12 protein-coding genes are annotated in these 16,769 nt (G+C 59.9%); 7 read left to right on the top strand and 5 right to left on the bottom strand.

Annotated features, from left to right (window positions below; translation table 11 throughout):
* Window positions 1-40 precede the first annotated feature (40 nt).
* Both C4S63_RS14770 and C4S63_RS14765 read left to right on the top strand, forming a co-directional pair.
* The gene (locus tag C4S63_RS14770) at window positions 41-850 is read left to right on the top strand and encodes an SDR family oxidoreductase (protein WP_103918050.1); all 810 of its coding nucleotides are present in this window, start codon (window positions 41-43) and stop codon (window positions 848-850) included.
* Between the two features lie 368 nt (window positions 851-1,218).
* Complete coding sequence (locus tag C4S63_RS14765; protein WP_063508333.1) at window positions 1,219-3,033, top strand: acyl-CoA dehydrogenase C-terminal domain-containing protein; 1,815 nt, start codon at window positions 1,219-1,221, stop codon at window positions 3,031-3,033.
* A 517-nt stretch (window positions 3,034-3,550) separates the two neighbouring features.
* On the opposite strand, the gene C4S63_RS14760 is transcribed toward C4S63_RS14765, so the two are convergent.
* Entirely contained in the window at window positions 3,551-5,149 is a 1,599-nt protein-coding gene (locus tag C4S63_RS14760; RefSeq protein WP_063508332.1) for an isocitrate lyase, read from the bottom strand.
* A gap of 492 nt (window positions 5,150-5,641) precedes the next feature.
* On the opposite strand from C4S63_RS14760, the gene C4S63_RS14755 reads away from it, so the two are divergent.
* From C4S63_RS14755 to C4S63_RS14740, 4 genes are all read left to right on the top strand, one after another.
* Window positions 5,642-7,015 carry a wax ester/triacylglycerol synthase family O-acyltransferase gene (locus C4S63_RS14755; RefSeq protein ID WP_062815071.1) on the top strand — a complete coding sequence of 458 codons (1,374 nt, stop codon included), beginning with the start codon at window positions 5,642-5,644 and terminating at the stop codon, window positions 7,013-7,015.
* A 201-nt stretch (window positions 7,016-7,216) separates the two neighbouring features.
* On the top strand, window positions 7,217-8,104 hold the full coding sequence (locus tag C4S63_RS14750) for a D-hexose-6-phosphate mutarotase (protein ID WP_103918049.1): 888 nt from the start codon (window positions 7,217-7,219) through the stop codon (window positions 8,102-8,104).
* Window positions 8,105-8,299: 195 nt separating this feature from the next.
* Window positions 8,300-8,503 (top strand): cold-shock protein, encoded by a 204-nt coding sequence (locus tag C4S63_RS14745; protein WP_011590014.1) that lies wholly within the window; start codon window positions 8,300-8,302, stop codon window positions 8,501-8,503.
* Window positions 8,504-8,727: 224 nt separating this feature from the next.
* Window positions 8,728-9,171 (top strand): transposase, encoded by a 444-nt coding sequence (locus tag C4S63_RS14740; protein WP_103918048.1) that lies wholly within the window; start codon window positions 8,728-8,730, stop codon window positions 9,169-9,171.
* Between the two features lie 102 nt (window positions 9,172-9,273).
* On the opposite strand, the gene C4S63_RS14735 is transcribed toward C4S63_RS14740, so the two are convergent.
* The 4 genes from C4S63_RS14735 to C4S63_RS14720 form a co-directional block, all read right to left on the bottom strand.
* Window positions 9,274-9,939 carry a M48 family metallopeptidase gene (locus tag C4S63_RS14735; protein ID WP_103918047.1) on the bottom strand — a complete coding sequence of 222 codons (666 nt, stop codon included), beginning with the start codon at window positions 9,937-9,939 and terminating at the stop codon, window positions 9,274-9,276.
* Between the two features lie 215 nt (window positions 9,940-10,154).
* Window positions 10,155-13,250, bottom strand: a complete 3,096-nt coding sequence (locus tag C4S63_RS14730) for an efflux RND transporter permease subunit (RefSeq protein ID WP_103918046.1) — start codon at window positions 13,248-13,250, stop codon at window positions 10,155-10,157.
* Window positions 13,247-14,368, bottom strand: a complete 1,122-nt coding sequence (locus C4S63_RS14725) for an efflux RND transporter periplasmic adaptor subunit (RefSeq protein WP_103918045.1) — start codon at window positions 14,366-14,368, stop codon at window positions 13,247-13,249. The genes C4S63_RS14730 and C4S63_RS14725 overlap by 4 nt, the downstream gene beginning before the upstream one ends.
* 364 nt (window positions 14,369-14,732) lie before the next feature.
* Window positions 14,733-16,364: a fatty acid--CoA ligase gene (locus C4S63_RS14720; protein ID WP_103918044.1), complete on the bottom strand. Its 1,632-nt coding sequence runs from the start codon at window positions 16,362-16,364 to the stop codon at window positions 14,733-14,735.
* A 132-nt stretch (window positions 16,365-16,496) separates the two neighbouring features.
* Here C4S63_RS14720 and C4S63_RS14715 point away from each other — a divergent pair.
* Window positions 16,497-16,769 (top strand): transposase (locus C4S63_RS14715; protein WP_146063394.1); only part of this gene is annotated, 273 nt, incomplete at its 3' end.

The following is a 16,769-nucleotide window of genomic DNA, read 5'->3' as shown; positions in this document are numbered from 1 at the left end:
CCCGCGCTTTTGAACTTTCAACTTAACCCAAGGACGACTCATGGCCCGTTTTGACAACCATCGCATTCTGATCACCGGCGCCGGTGCCGGCATTGGCGCCCTGATGGCGGAGGAATTTGCCAAACAGGGCGCCGAAGTCATCGTCACCGCCCGGCGCATCAGCGCTGCCCGCGAGGTGACCGACCGCATCAAGGCCGCCGGCGGCAAGGCCCACCCCTATGTGCTGGATGTGAGCAAGATTGCCTCCATCGCCAAATTCCGCGACAAGTTGCACACCGAAGTGGGCCCGATCACCACGCTGATCAATAACGCCGGGGTGGTGTTTGGCGGTGAATTCGAGACCGTGGAGCTGGAACAGCACCTGAACACCTTCCGGGTCAATACGGAGGGGTTGATGGCTACCACCCATGCCTTTCTGGAGGATCTGATCCAGGCCTACGAGGGCTTTCTGGTCAATATCGCCAGTGCCTCCGCCTTTATCGGCCTGCCCTACGGCAGCACCTATGCGGCCAGCAAATGGGCAGTGGTGGGGTTCTCGGAATCCCTTCGCCTGGAACTGGCGGTGCGCAAGATCAAGCACGTGCACGTGACCAGCGTCTGCCCCAGCTATATTTCCACCGGCATGTTCGACGGGGTAAAAACCCCGCTGTTCTCGCCCATGCTGACCCCGAAGAAGGTGGTGAAAAGCATCATCCGGGGCATGCAGAAAAAAGACGCCTTCGTCATCGAACCGCCCATGGCCAAGTCCGTGGAACTGATGAAGGCCATTCTGCCTCAAGGCATCTGGGACGAAGTCGCCCGGCGCACCGGCGTGTCCACGTCCATGTACAGCTGGAAAGGGAAGAAGTAGGAGCAGGATCTGTCGTCTGTCGTAGGAGTTCCCTTCCAGGGGACGAACCGAGCGGCAGCGAGGAAATCGGTGGGGCTTCTCGCCCCGCTCCCAGAAAGTCGTTCCAGAAACCCGAACCCCCTGATCGCCCTGCGGTCGATTCCGCACTGCGTGCGGTTCGTCCCCTGGAAGGGAACTCCTACAGTGGCTCCGTAGCAATCCCGTTGCTTGCCACTCAATGTCCCGTGAACGCCCATTCACCCTAACGCCCGTCCGCGCCCGCCTTGACAGTCAATGTGTTTACGCTGGAATTCCCCAACAATGCCCGCCCTGTTGCGCTGTCCGTTCCTGACAGTTGAATCGATTTCTGCCTGACGAGGGTAACTGTTATGCCGACTTATAAGGCCCCCGTGCGCGATATGCGCTTTCTGATGAACGAAGTCCTGGACTTCGAGAGCCACTACAAAACCTTCCCGGAAGGTGAAGAAGCCACGCCGGATATGGTCGAAGCCATCATTGGTGAAATGGCCAAACTGTGTGAAAACACCCTGGCGCCGCTGTACCAGAGCGGTGACGAGGAAGGCTGCAAGTTTGAAAACGGTGTGGTGACCACGCCGAAAGGCTACAAGGAAGCCTACGACGAGTTCGTGGCCGGCGGCTGGCAGGGTCTCAGCCACCCGGTAGAGTTCGGCGGCCAGGGTCTGCCCGCGTCCCTGGGCCTGATCAAGTCCGAAATGATGGCCACCGCCAACTGGTCTTTCACCATGTACCCGGGCCTGTCCATGGGTGCCATGAACACCATCCAGATGCACGGCTCCGACCAGCAGCTCCAGGATTACCTGGTTCCCCTGACCGAAGGTCGCTGGGGCGGCACCATGTGTCTCACCGAGCCGCAGTGCGGTACCGACCTGGGCCAGGTGAAAACCAAGGCCGAGCCGCAGAAAGACGGCTCCTACAAGATTTCCGGCACCAAGATCTTCATTTCTTCCGGTGAGCACGACCTGACCGAGAACATTGTCCACATCGTGCTGGCTCGCCTGCCCGATGCGCCGAAAGGCACCCGCGGTATCTCCCTGTTCATCGTGCCCAAGTACCTGCCGGGCAAGATCGGTGAAGACAACGGCGTACACTGTGGTTCCCTGGAAAAGAAAATGGGCATCAAGGCCTCCGCCACCTGCGTGATGAACTTTGATGAAGCCACCGGTTTCCTGATCGGCCCGGAGAACAAGGGCCTGGAGTGCATGTTCACCTTCATGAACACCGCGCGTATCGGTACCTCCATCCAGGGTCTGGCCCACGCCGAGCTGTCCTACCAGGGCGCCCTGACCTACGCCAAGGAGCGTAAGTCCATGCGCGCCCTGTCTGGCAAGAAAGAGCCGGATGCCATCGCCGACAGCCTGATCCACCACGGCGACGTGCGCCGCATGCTGCTCAAGCAGAAGGCCATCGCCGAAGGCGGTCGTGCCATGATCTACTTCGCCGCCCAGTACGCGGACAAGATGATCAGCGCCGCCCAGGCTGACAACGATGAGGAATACCAGAAGTGGGATGACGAGCTGGGCTTCCTGACGCCGATCCTGAAGGGCTTCCTCACCGAGAAAGGTCTGGAAGTGGCCAACGACGGCATGCAGGTATTCGGTGGCCACGGCTACATCAAAGAGCACGGCATGGAACAGATCGTCCGTGACGCGCGCATCTCCACCCTGTACGAAGGCACCACCGGCATCCAGGCGCTGGATCTGCTGGGCCGTAAAGTGCTGCTGCTGACCAAGGGCAAGTGTGTTCGTGACTTCAGCAAGAAGCTGGTGGATTTCGGCACCAAGAACCTGCGTGATCCCAAGCTGCGTCCGTTCGCCTGGAAGCTGCTGAAGATCGCCGCCGAGTGGAACTACCTGACCACCCGCATCATGCTGGTGGCCGCCAAGGACCGCGATATCGTTTCCACCGCCAGCTACGACTTCCTGATGTACAGCGGCTACGCCATGATGGCCTACTTCTGGGCCCTGCAGGCGGGTGTTGCCAAGGACAAGCTGGAAAACGGCGGCAACGAGCCGGCGGAGTTCTACCAGGCCAAGCTGGCCACCGCCGAGTTCTACTTCGATCGCATGCTGCCCTCTGCCAAGGCCCACGCGGATGCCGCGCTGAAGCCCACCAAGAGCACCATGCAGCTGAAGCCGGAACACTTCTCCTTCGATTACGAGTAAGGGGAAGGTCCGACGTCGGGTGTCTGACGTCGGACACTAAAAAAGGGGCGGCCTTCGGGCCGCCCCTTTTTTTGTTGTCACAAAACCCGCGCGGTTTCCCAAGAACGTAGGGTGCACTGAGCCCAAGGCGAACTGCACCGATATGGCGTTTGATGGTGCAGTTCGCCTTGGGCTCAGTGCACCCTACACAATCTGTGGCGGCGGTGAGGAATTCGGCGTTGCGGTTCTGTCATCCGAAAGGAAAGCCCGTCTGCCCCCTTACCCCTTAGTCTCCCTGCAGGAACACCGGGGCCAATCCCCCTTTCCTATCCCACACTTTCCTCTCCGTAGGAGCGTCGCTGGCGGCGCGATAACCAAGCCTTTACGTGAAGGTTTTGATTTTCGAAACTCGCTTCTCGTTTCTCGAACCTTACGAAATCGCGCCGCCAGCGACGCTCCTACGGAAAAATTAGGCACAAAAAAAGCGGCCCCCTTTCGGAGGCCGCTTCTTCAAGACTTACCTTGAACAGATCGGAACTTAGTTGTTCTCGAACTGGTTCATGGTGTTGTCTTTACCGCCGGCTTTCAGCGCAGCTTCACCGGAGAAGTACTCTTTGTGGTCATCACCGATGTTGGAACCGGCCATGTCCTGGTGCTTCACGGTAGCGATGTTGCGACGGATTTCCTGACGCTGAACACCTTTGGCGTAGGCCAGCATGCCTTCTTCGCCGAAGTAGCCTTCTACCAGCTGGTCGGTGGACAGAGCAGCGGTGTGGTAGGTCGGCAGAGTGATCAGGTGGTGGAATACACCCGCTTCACGGGACGCCTTGGCCTGGAACTCTTTCGCCCACTCGTCAGCAACAGCTGCCAGTTCGGTGTCGTCGTACTTCACGCTCATCAGACCAGCGCGGTCGTAGGCGGACAGATCCTTGCCTTCCTTCTCCCAGGCATCGAATACCTGCTGACGGAAGTTCAGGGTCCAGTTGAAGGACGGGCTGTTGTTGTAAACCAGCTTGGCGTTCGGCTCTTGTTCCTTGATGCGATCAACCATCAGTTTGATGTGCTCGACATTCGGGGTCGGAGTCTCGATCCACAGCAGGTCAGCGCCGTTCTGCAGGCTGGTAACACAGTCCAGAACCACACGGTCGATGTTGGAATCACGACGGAACTGGAACAGGCCGGAAGCCAGACGGGTCGGCTTGAGCAGCTTGCCGTTGGACTTGATCACAACGTCGCCGTTGTTGATTTCGTCGGCGGACTCGATGTACTCACCTTCCAGGAAGGAGTTGTACTGGTCGCCCAGGTCGCCCGGCTCGTTGGTCACGGCGATCTGCTTGGTCAGGCCAGCACCTTCGGAGTCGGTACGGGCAACGATCACACCATCATCAACGCCCAGCTCGAGGAAGGCGTAACGAACGGCATTGATCTTGGCCAGGAAGTCGGCGTGGGGAACGGTCACTTTACCGTCCTGGTGGCCACACTGCTTCTCGTCGGAAACCTGGTTCTCGATCTGGATGCAGCAAGCACCTGCTTCGATCATCTGCTTGGCCATCAGGTAGGTGGCTTCCGGGTTACCGAAACCCGCATCGATGTCAGCAATGATCGGCACAACGTGAGTTTCGAAGTTGTCGATCTTTTCGATGATTTCTTTCTGCTTGGCCGCGTCGCCAGCGTCTTTGGCATCGTCCAGAGCACGGAACAGGTGGTTCAGTTCCCAGGCATCCGCCTGCTTCAGGAAGGTGTACAGTTCGCGGATCAGGTCAGCGACAGCAGTCTTCTCGTGCATGGACTGGTCAGGCAGCGGACCGAACTCGGAACGCAGAGCAGCAACCATCCAGCCAGACAGGTACAGGTAACGACGCTTGGTGCCACCGAAGTACTTCTTGATGGAGATCATCTTCTGCTGGCCGATGAAGCCGTGCCAGCAACCCAGGGACTGGGTGTACTTGGAGTTGTCAGCGTCATAGGCCGCCATGTCTTCACGCATGATCTTGGCGTTGTACTTGGCGATGTCCAGATGCGTGTTGAAACGGTTTTGCAGACGCATGCGAACAGCAGATTCCGGATTGATGTCTTTCCAGGTGCTGTTGGCACCAATCACGGAGCTAAGTGCTTCGATGTCTTTGGTGTATGACATGGTGAACCTCTGATTAACAAATTGGTTTATCGATACCGGGAGGGGCAACCCTGCTCATGCCAGACAGAACACATGCCGGTCTACCGATGCGGCGCATTCTAGAGCCAGTCGACCCATAAACATAATCAATATGGTCTATGTTCGGTATTTTTCTGATGAATATAAGGGGTAATTCGTAGTTGGCTCCGCCCCTCTGGCCTGCCGCAACCGGCTCGCCGCGGGTGCCATGACCAACAACCGGCGGCCCGACTTGCCAATCGGCGAGCCGATGTTCAGGGTGGAGGAAGATGCGTTTTTTTCTGCACACACTGCCATTCATCAATGTTCCATCCGGCGGCAGTTACCGCATCGCCCGCCGATTTACACCTTGCACACAGTGACCCGCAGGCAGCTTTGCTACTATGATCTTCCCTTGGCATGGAGAGTGCATTGCCGTTTTCAGGTAATCGTTTTGGTTGTGTTCAGGGATATAAAAATGACGAAGGGGAATCTATGAAAGCGCTTAGCCCGGTGGATCAACTTTTTCTGTGGCTGGAAAAACGACAACAGCCCATGCACGTGGCCGGACTGCAACTATTTTCCTTCCCGGAGGACGCGGGCCCCAAGTATGTCAGTGAACTGGCTCAGCACATGCGTGACTACTGCTGCCCGGTGGCGCCCTTCAACCAACGCCTGACGCGCCGGCTGGGCCAGTATTACTGGACCGAGGACAAGCACTTCGATATCGACCATCACTTCCGCCACGAGGCCCTGCCCAAGCCCGGCCGTATCCGTGAGCTGTTGTCCCTGGTCTCCGCCGAGCACTCCAACCTGCTGGACCGGGAACGCCCCCTGTGGGAAGCCCACCTGATCGAAGGCATCCGCGGGCGCCAGTTCGCGCTCTATACCAAGATCCACCATTCCGTGGTGGACGGCATTTCCGCCATGCGCATGGGCATGCGCGCCCTGTCCACCGACCCGGACGAACGGGACCTGCCGCCGGTGTGGGCCTACGAGCCGAAAAAACGCAGCCGCTCCCTGCCCAGCAACCCGGTGGATGTGGCCTCCAGCCTGGCGCGCCTGGGTGCCGGTATCAGCAAGCAGGCCGCCACGGTGCCGGGCCTGGCCCGGGAAATCTACAAGGTGAGCCAGAAGGCCAAGAAGGACGAGAACTATGTGTCCATCTTTCAGGCCCCGGACACCGTTCTCAACCAGACGGTCACCGGTTCCCGGCGCTTTGCCGCCCAGAGTTATTCCCTGTCACGTCTGAAAGTAATCGCCAAGGCATTCAACTGCACCATCAATACCGTGGTGCTGGCCATGTGCGGCCATGCCTTGCGCGAATACATGATCAGCCAGAACGCCCTGCCGGATGAGCCGCTGATTGCCATGGTGCCCATGAGCCTGCGCCAGGATGACAGCGCCGGCGGCAACCAGATCGGCATGATCCTGGCCAATCTGGGCACCCATATCTGCGACCCGGCCAACCGGCTGCGGGTGGTCAATGATTCGGTACAGGAAGCCAAGGAACGCTTCTCTCAGATGAGCCCGGAGGAAATTCTCAATTTCACCGCCCTCACCATGGCCCCCACCGGTCTCAACCTGCTCACCGGGCTGGCACCGAAATGGCGGGCCTTTAATGTGGTGATCTCCAATGTGCCGGGGCCGAAAGAGCCCCTGTACTGGAACGGCGCCAAACTGAAAGGCATGTACCCGGTGTCCATCGTGCTGGACCGCATCGCCCTGAATATCACCCTGACCAGCTACCAGGACCAACTGGAATTCGGCCTGATCGCCTGCCGGCGTACCCTGCCTTCCATGCAGCGTCTGCTGGATTACCTGGAGCAGTCCATCCGCGAACTGGAGATTGCGGCGGGGATTAAATAACCGCCGCAACAAACGCCTCCTCGTGGCAGGAGCGTCGCTCGCGGGGCAATTGAAACCGTAACGAGACACGAGACGCGAGTTTCGGAAAGCATATCCCGGGAGCGACTTTATAGGGGTTTGCCTTTCGAAACTTGCTTCTCGCAACTCGAAACCCTGATTATCGCGCCGCGAGCGACGCTCCTACATTTGCGTGGAGAGGGTATGACAGCAACCATCAAACAGATTACCCGCGGCGAGCTGGCCTGCTGGGAAGTTCGCCATCGCAACCAGACCCTGGTGATCGCCGAACAGGGTGCACAGGTGCTGGAGTACCAACGGGATGACGAGCCACCGCTGATCTGGCTCAGTGAAGACGCGGCCTATCACAACGGTCAGGGTGTCCGTGGCGGGGTGCCGGTGTGTTGGCCCTGGTTTGGCGGCCTGGATTTCAATCCCACTGAAATCCGCCAGCAATATACGCTGGCACAGCCACCGGCCCATGGCCTGGTGCGCCAGCAGCCCTGGACCCTGAGTCATTCGCACCAGGATGATGAACACATCACCCTGAGCTTCGCCCTCTCCCCCCATGCTGACCGGCAATTTCTGCCCGCGGTGACCCCCACTCTGACCGTGCGACTGGACGACGGCCTGACCCTGTCTCTGATCAACCATAACCACGGTGATGAACCGGTATGGATCAGCCAGGCCCTGCACAGTTACTTTGCCGTATCCGACTGCCGTCAGTTCGAGATTCACGGCCTGGACACCTGCCCCTATGTGGATGCCCTGGATAACTGGCAACGCCACCGGCAGCAAGGCCCGCTGACATTCCGGGGGGAAACCGACCGGCTCTATCTGCAACTGCCCGACACCCTGCATATCGACGACCCCGGCTGGCAGCGGCGGCTGACGCTGACGAGCACTGGCAGCCGGTCGGCGGTGGTATGGAATCCCTGGATAGACAAAAGCCAACGTCTGAGCCAGTTCGCTGACGATGCCTGGCAGAGAATGCTCTGTATCGAGACCGCCCGGGTGCTGGAAGATGCCCTGTTTCTGGGCCCGGACGAACGCCACCAAATGAGCGTCCGCTTTGTGACAACGGCATTATAACTGCCGGTTTAAGCGCCTATAAAAAGGGGTGGTGCTCGCCGAAAAAGGAGGGTAAAGTCGGAAGTGGCTGCGAATTATGGCCGTGGATTGTTTTGGTAGTTGTCTTCCCTGCGTGAAGCTGAAGTTGTCTCCGAACACCGCCCAACATGGTTTGCAAGCAACACCCTAAGTAATAGTTTCGAGGTATAGATTCACATGGCTACTGGTACTGTGAAGTGGTTTAACGAGTCCAAGGGTTTTGGTTTCATTTCCCAGGACGATGGTGGTGCGGACGTTTTCGTTCATTTCAGCGCAATTACCGGCTCAGGCTTCAAAACCCTGGCCGAGGGTCAGAAGGTTTCCTTCGAGATCCAGCAGGGCCCCAAAGGTCCGCAGGCCGCTAACGTAGTTGCTGAATAAGCGATTGCATTAGCAGAAAAAAGCCCGCTTCGGCGGGCTTTTTTTATGTCTGGCGAAAACAAGGCAGCTCCCCCCCTCTCCGTAGGAGCGTCGCTCGCGGCGCGATCCTAGGTTGGCCTATCGCGCCGCAAGCGACGCTCCTACGGAAAAGCTTGATCATTACCTACAGGCTTTTCAGCCGCTAACGCTTTTTCCCCGAGCTCTCTCTCATCACCCTTGAATCCATGGACTCGCTACATCATGGATACAGATTGAGGCAAGGGCGTTGCTCACAACCACATCAGCACTATCTGATCACCGGAGTTATCCGAAACCGAATACCCTGGTTTGAGAATACCGACAGGGCACGACTGCTTTCGCGCAATTTCCTCAACCTGGACCAGCAAGGGGCCTGCATGTCTCTATGCTTTGTGGTGATGCCGGACCATTTTCACTGGTTGTTGGAGCTGTCCGATAAGCATTCCCTTTCGCAAACAGTAGGCATGCTAAAGAGCCAGACTGCCCGAGCCATTGGGCAATCCATCTGGCAGCGGGGGTTCCATGACCACGCGCTCCGACAGGAAGAGGATGCCCTGCAAATTGCCCGCTATATCGTCGCTAATCCGCTCCGAGCCGGTTTGGTAAAAAGCGTCAAAGATTATCCCTATTGGTATGCCATCTGGCTGTAGGATCACATTTTAACCGTAGGAGCGTCGCTCGCGGCGCGATTCCATACGTTGGGCTATCGCGCCGCCAGCGACGCTCCTACGAGGGGGATGCGGTGGTTTTATTCAGGGTTGAAAAAGCGGCTGGTCGAGGAGTTGTTTGCGTTGGCGCCAGTCGGGCATGCGGGCGTCCATGAGGGCGTGGAAGCCGGGGCCGTGATCCATGTGTTGCAGGTGACACAGCTCGTGCATGACCACGTAATCCAGCGCCGTCGGTGGATAGTGCAGCAGGGCCATGTTCAGGTTGATGTAGCCCCTGGCTGACAGCGACCCCCAGCGGGTGCGCATTTTTTTCACCCGCAACACCGGCTGTGAATAACCCTGGCTGGCAAACCAGGGGAACTGCCGGGCAATGCTGTCTTCGAACAGCGGCCGCGCCTGCTTGCGCAGCCAGTTTTCCACCGCCTGCCTTACCGCTGGCTCGCTGTCCGGTTCCGGCACCCGGATCTGCAGGTAACCGCCAGACACCACCACCGCATTGCGCCCGGCGGACACATCCATGGTCAGCGATTGCCCGCGGAACGGAAAGGCCGCCCCATCCTGCCAACGCTGCCGGGGCCGACTGGCCTGGCGCTGTTGCTGATCGGCAATCCACTGGCGGCGGCTATCCACGAACGTCTGCACCATCCGCAACGACGCCCGCTGCGGCGCCCGCACCTGCACCCGGCCATCGTCCAGCACGCGCAGCTCCAGGCTGCGGCGTTTGCTGCGGATCAGTTCGTAGTCAGTCATGAATACAGCGGCAAGCTTCAAGCTTCAAGCTGCAACGCGAAACTGCCGCGTAGCCAAACTGAAGAGAATGGATTCCGCGCCCCACACTTTATGGTCGCGGGCACAGCCTGTAATACAGTCCTACCCTTTCTCGCGCCTTGTAGCTTGAAGCTTGTAGCTTGCAACTCCGTCCCCTCTAGTAGCACGGCATCTGGATCGCGCCGCCAGCGACGCTCCTACTCCTGCGGTTGACCCATCTCTTTTTCCAGCTGCTGCTTCACCGCATCCGCCGGCGAGGCATAGGGTGCCAGCCACTGGTACAACACCGGGATGATAAAGAGTGTCAGCACGGTGGCAAAGAGCAGACCACCGAGGATCACCACGCCAATGGTGAAGCGGCTTTCTGCGCCGGCGCCGGTGGCCAGTACCAGTGGAATGGCACCGAAGATGGTGGAGACGCCGGTCATCAATACCGGGCGGAAGCGCACGATGGCCCCCTGGTAAATGGCCTCTTTCACCGCCAGCCCCTGATCACGTAACTGGTTGGCGAATTCCACGATCAGGATACCGTTCTTGGCCATCAACCCCAGCAGCATGATCATGCCGATCTGGCTGTAGATGTTGAGGCTGTCGCCGGTAACACGGATGGCCAGCACCGCCCCCGCCAGGGCCAGGGGCACGGTGAGCATGATGATCAGCGGGTGTATCCAGCTTTCAAACTGGGCGGCCAGTACCAGGAACACGATCACCAGCGCCAACACAAAGGTGATCAGGATGGCGGCGGCGGATTCCTGCAGCTCTTCCGCCATGCCCTTGTAACCGATACGTGCTTCCAGCGGCAGTCGTTCCCGGGCCTGTTCTTCCACATAGGTCATGGCCGCCGCCAGGTCGTAGCCGTCGGCCAGGTTGGCCGACAGGGTAATGGCCGGCAGCCGGTCCACCCGGCGCAGCTCCGGGGCATCGCCGGTGGTGGTCAGTTCCACCACACTGGAGAACGGCACCAGCTCACCGTTGGCGGCGCGCAGATAGATCGGCAGCACATCATCCGGGCCCTGGCTGTTGCGTTTTTCCGCTTCCAGCAGCACATCGTATTCCCGGCCCCGGTCCACGTAGGTGGAGGCGGTCAGGGTGGCGAACATGGCCTGCAGGGTCTGGCCCACATCCGTGGCGGTGATCCCCAGATCCGCCGCCCGCTCCCGGTCCAGCTTCACGTCCAGTTGGGGTTGGGTCTGTTCGAAATCCGTATCAATGCTGGTCAGCCCCGGGTTCTCTTCCATGGCCTCCATGAGCGTTTCGCTCCAGGCCAGCACCTGGTCGTAATCCGGCCCGGCCACCACCACTTCCAGGGCCTGATCGAAGGCGCTCTGCCCCAGCCCGGGCGGGTTTACCGCGAAGGCCCGCAGCCCGGCCACCTGGGATAATTTGCCGCGCACTTCATTGACGATTTCCTGCTGGGAGCGATCCCGCTCGCCCCAGTCCTTGAGTCGCACAATACTGAAGGCCCGCTCGGTGACACCGCGGAAACCGACGATGGACAGGGCCCGCTCCGCCTCGCCGCTTTCCACCAGCGGCGCCATGATGTTTTCCACTTCCTTCACATGGTGCAGGCTGTACTCCGCGGTGGAACCCTGGGGCGCCGACGCGGGGATAATAAAGACGCCCCGGTCTTCCGTGGGCGCCAGCTCCTGGGGCAACCCCCGGAACACCAGCAGTGCCACCACGCACAGGGCCACACAGCCCACCACCAGCGGCCAGGGTTTGCCCAGGGCCGCCGCCAGACTTCGGGCATAACCGCTGTTGAGTTTTTGCAGGGAACGCTCAAAAGCATTGCCCTCCCCTTGCAGCTCCTTGACGCTGTGCCGGTGCAACCAGCGGGAACAGAGCATGGGGGCCAGACTCAATGCGACGATGCTGGAAATGATCACCGCCGACGCCAGGGTAAAACCGAACTCGCCAAACAGTCGGCCCACGTCGCCACCCATAAAGGAGATCGGTACGAACACCGCCACCAGGGTCAGGGTGGTGGCCACCACGGCAAAGGCAACCTGGCGGGCCCCCTGGTAGGCGGCCACCAGACGGGTTTCCCCCTCATCGATGCGGCGCTGGATGTTTTCCAGCATGACGATGGCATCGTCCACCACCAGGCCAATGGCCAGGATCAGCGCCAGCAGGGTGAGCACGTTGATGGAGAAATCCATGATGCCCAGGCCGATAAAGGCCCCGATGATGGATACCGGAATGGTCACTGCCGGAATCAGGGTGGCGCGCAGGTTGCCCAGAAAGGCGAAGATCACCGCGATCACCAGCACCACGGAAATGCCCAGGGTGACCAGCACTTCCTTGATGGAGGCGCGGATAAACAGGGATTCGTCGTAGTTCACATCCAGGCTGATATCCGCTGGCAGGCTGGTGCGCACCGCTTCGATTTCCGCCTGCACGTTGTCGGAGACTGCCACGGTATTGGCCTTGGACTGGCGGATGATACCCAGGCCGATGGCGGTTTCGCCGTTGGCACGTAGCACGGTGTCATCGCTTTCCACGCCCAGTTCCACCCTGGCCACATCCCCCACCCGCAGCAGGTAATCGCCCTGGCGACGCACCACCAGATCCTCGAATTCGTTCACCGAGGACAGGCGGTTGTCGGCCCGCACGGTAAAGGCACGGGACTGGGATTCCAGCCGCCCGGCGGGCAACTCCACGTTGTTGCTGCGCAGGGCCTGTTCGATATCGGTGACCGTCACCTGGTTGGCGGCCATGCTCTGACGGTCCAGCCAGACGCGCATGGCATAGCGGCGTTCCCCGCCAATGAAGACTTCCGATACCCCATCCAGCACCGCAAAACGGTCCACCAGGGAACGCTCGGCAAAGTCGGTGAGTTCCTGGGGGGCCAGGGTACTGCTGGTCAGGGTGACCCAGATAATGGGCCGGGCATCCGCGTCGGACTTGGCGATCACCGGAGTCTCCGCTTCTTCCGGCAGCCGGTTGAGCACCCGCGACACCGCATCGCGCAGGTCGTTGGCGGCCACGTCCACATCCCGGTCCAGGTTGAATTCCACACTGGTACGGGCGGAGCCCAGGCGGCTGCGCGACTCGATCTTGCGCACCCCTTCCACCCCGGCCACGGCCCCTTCGATGACCTGGATAATCTGGGTATCGATCACTTCCGGGGCGGCGCCGGCGTAGTCCACCGAGATGGACACTTCCGGCGGATCGATGTCCGGGTATTCACGCACCGACAGTTTCATCAAGGCGCTGATACCGAACACCACGATCAGCAAGCTGATCACGGTGGCGAAGACCGGTCGCTTGATGGAGATATCGGAAAGAATCATGCAGCGGCCTCGCTGTCCGCCTGATCGGCGTCCGGCGAGGCGGGTTCCAGCAGGGCCCGCTGGCCCGGCAGCAAGGCTTCCGGGTTATCCAGCACCTGCACCGCCTGACCGCTACCCAGCCGGGAATGGCCGTTGACCACCACATCCGGCTGGCCGGTCAGGCCGCTGGTAATTTCCACCCAGCCATCACGACGGCCACCCAGGGTGACCGGATGGCGTTCGGCTGTGTTGTCGCCCGTAACGGTGAACACATAGCTCTGTGCCCCCTGGGTAATGATCGACTGCTCGGGTACCAGCAGCGCATCACGCTCGGCCAGTTGCACCGACACACGCAGAAACTGCCCCGGACGAATCCGGTCCTGGGGGTTTTCCAGCCGGGCCCGGGCGGTCAGGCTGCGACTCGCCGTGCTCACCCGGGAATCCAGGTCGGTGATAGTGCCTTCGAACACCTGATCCGGAAACGCTTCATTGCGGGCCTGCACCGGCAGCCCGGAAACCAGCCGTGCCAGATAGCGTTCCGGCACCTGGAAATCCACTTCGATATAGCCCAGGTTATCCAGGGTGGTGATGGCATCGCCGGTTTGCAGGTAACCGCCCGCATCCACCTGTCGCAAGCCCACCACACCGGCGAAGGGCGCGCGGATGGTATGGTCATTCAGATTCGCCCGGGCGGCGTCGCGACTGGCCTTGGCCCCATCCAGGGTGGTGCGGAAGGTATCCACTTCAGACTGGGAAATGGCGCGGCTCTTCACCAGTTTCTGGCCGCGCTGGAAATCGTTCAGCGCGCGCTGATATTCCGCTTCGCTGCGCGCCAGCTCGGCGCGGGCATTGCGATCATCCAGGGTGACCAGCACCTTACCCTGTTCCACCTTCTGGCCCTGACGGAAGTGGATCTGCGCCACCCGACCGGGGACTTCGGTGAGGATCATCACTGCCTGGGCGGCCCGCGCCGTCCCCACCGCCTCCACCCGGTCAAACAGGGAACGTTCGATGCTCGGCGCCAGATTGACCACCGTGGGCGGACGCTGCCCCATGGGGGCCGGCGCTGGTGCGAGGAGCCACCACAGGCCAGCACCTACCAGCACCACCAATATCAGGGCGGCGATAATCCGCTTCATGAACGTCTCCAAACGATGATTTGCAACAAACCGAAAAGGAAGCTTAGCGCCCAATTATGCAAGCAATTTGTAGAGGGAGCGTTAAAGTGACAGGTAATTATGAAGGAAATTCAGTTTTAGCGCAGATTGTTGCCACAGGAACGTCGCTGGCGGCGCGATGAAAGAACCGCGAGGTACGAGTTGCGAGAAGCGAAAATCTGCCTTTCCCGGTGTTCCGGTTTTGATTTTCGTCACTCGCTTCTCGCAACTCGAGACTCAGGTAATCGCGCCGCCAGCGACGCTCCTACAGTAAGGAGGCACGACGACCAGCCAATAAAAAGCCCGCCGAGTGGCGGGCTTTTCGGTAGCGTGACGCCTTCAGGCGTTACACCATTTCGGCACGCATCTTCTTCTTGTCGAGCTTGCCCACGGAGGTGCGCGGCAGCTCATCCACGAAGATGACGCGATCGGGAATGCCATAGCGGCTGATGATGCCCTTTTCAGCGTAATCCGCCATCAGGGCCTTGATGCCTTCCTCATCCGCATCGCCGTTCTTGACCACCAGGGCCACCGGGCGCTCGCCCCATTTTTCATCGGGTACGCCGACCACGGCACACTCACCCACGCCCGCATGCTGCAGGATCATGCCTTCCAGGTCGATGGAGGAGACCCATTCGCCACCGGTCTTGATCACGTCCTTGATGCGGTCAACGATCTTCAACCAGCCGTCTTCGCTCATCACCGCCACATCTCCGGTGTGCAGCCAACCGCCGGCCCACAGTTCCTCGGATTTCTCCGTGTCGTGCAGGTACCCCTGGGTCAGCCAGGGCGCGCGAACCACCACTTCACCCTGGCTCTTGCCATCGTGGGGCACATCGTTCATTTCCCCATCGACGATACGCAACTGCACCATGGCCACCGGACGGCCGGTGCGGGTGCGGTAGTCCGCCTGGGTTTCCAGGTCGGCCTTTTCCAGTTCCGGGGTCAGTTGTGCCAGGGTCAACAGCGGACAGGTCTCGCTCATGCCGTAGCCGGTATAGATGTCGATGCCGCGCTCCAGCGCGCCCATGGCCAGGGCCTTGGGCAGGGCGGAACCACCAATGATCACTTTCCAGCCACTCAGGTCGATGCTCTTGGCCGCTTCCGCCTGCAACAGCATCTGGATGATGGTGGGTACACAGTGGGAGAAGGTGACCTTTTTGGTGACCAGCAATTTCAGCAAACTGGCCGGCTCATAACGACCCGGGTACACCTGCTTCACACCCATCAGGGTGGCCATGTAGGGAATGCCCCAGGCATGCACGTGGAACATGGGGGTAATCGGCATGTAGACATCGTCTTCATTGAAGCGACCCTGACCGATCCCGGACATGGTGTTGCGACCGGCAAAGGTATGCAGAACCAGCTGACGGTGGGAGAAGTACACGCCCTTGGGCAACCCGGTGGTACCGGTGGTGTAAAAGGTGGTGGCGCGGGTGTTTTCATCCAGCTCGGGGAAATCATAACGGGCCGGCGCCTTGGCCAGCAGGTCCTCGTACTCACCGGCGATGGGCAGCGCATCGCTGCTTTTCACGCCGTCGTCGTCGAGCAGAATGTAGGTCTTCACCGGCTCGATGCGGTCCTTCACCGCTTCCAGGATCGGCAGGAATTCGCTGTTCACCAGGATGGCGTCATCCTGGGCGTGGTTGATGGTGTAGAGCACCTGTTCCGGGCTGAGCCGCACATTCACGGTGTGCAGTACCGCCCCCATCATGGGAATGGCGAAAAACGCCTCCAGGTAACGGTTGGTGTCCCAGTCCATCACCGCCACGGTGTCGCCGGGCTTGATGCCCTGGGCTGCCAGGGCGCCGGCCAGACGGTGTACCCGCTCTTCAAATTCCCGGTAGGTAAAATCCCGATCACCGTAGGTGATGGTCTGCTCCGGCGCCTTGCCCACGCCGGCTTCGAGAATGCGGTTGATTACCAGCGGCGGCTCCACGGCGGAGGGGGTGCGCTGGATAGTGAGATTACTGCTCATAGTGGCTCCGTTACCTTGTTATTCTGCCGATAAGGGCGGGGCTGAAAGCGCCCATACCTGTGGGTGTAGTGGTCTAATGAATCCGGACACCAACGTAGGGTGGTAAAATCACCACCTTAAGCGAGGTGTCATATGACCAGAAAACGACGATCCTTTACACCTGAATTCAAGCAGGAAGCCGCCAGCTTGGTGCTGGACCAAGGCTACACCGTTCCCCAAGCCAGCACATCGCTTGGTGTAGTCGAGAGCGCGCTGCGGCGCTGGGTTAAGCAGCTTGAGGCTGAACGCCAAGGTGTTACCCCCAAAGGCAAGGCTCTTACCCCGGAACAGCGCCGAATACAGGAGCTTGAGGCTCGGTGTGAGCGCCTGGAACGGGAGAAGAACATTCTAAAAAAGGCTACTGCT

The sequence above is a fragment of the Alcanivorax sp. DSM 26293 genome, assembly GCF_900107995.1.
Lineage (GTDB): Bacteria > Pseudomonadota > Gammaproteobacteria > Pseudomonadales > Alcanivoracaceae > Alcanivorax.
The sequence above is the reverse complement of the archived record's forward strand: the minus strand, read 5'-3'. Positions and strand labels throughout refer to the sequence as shown.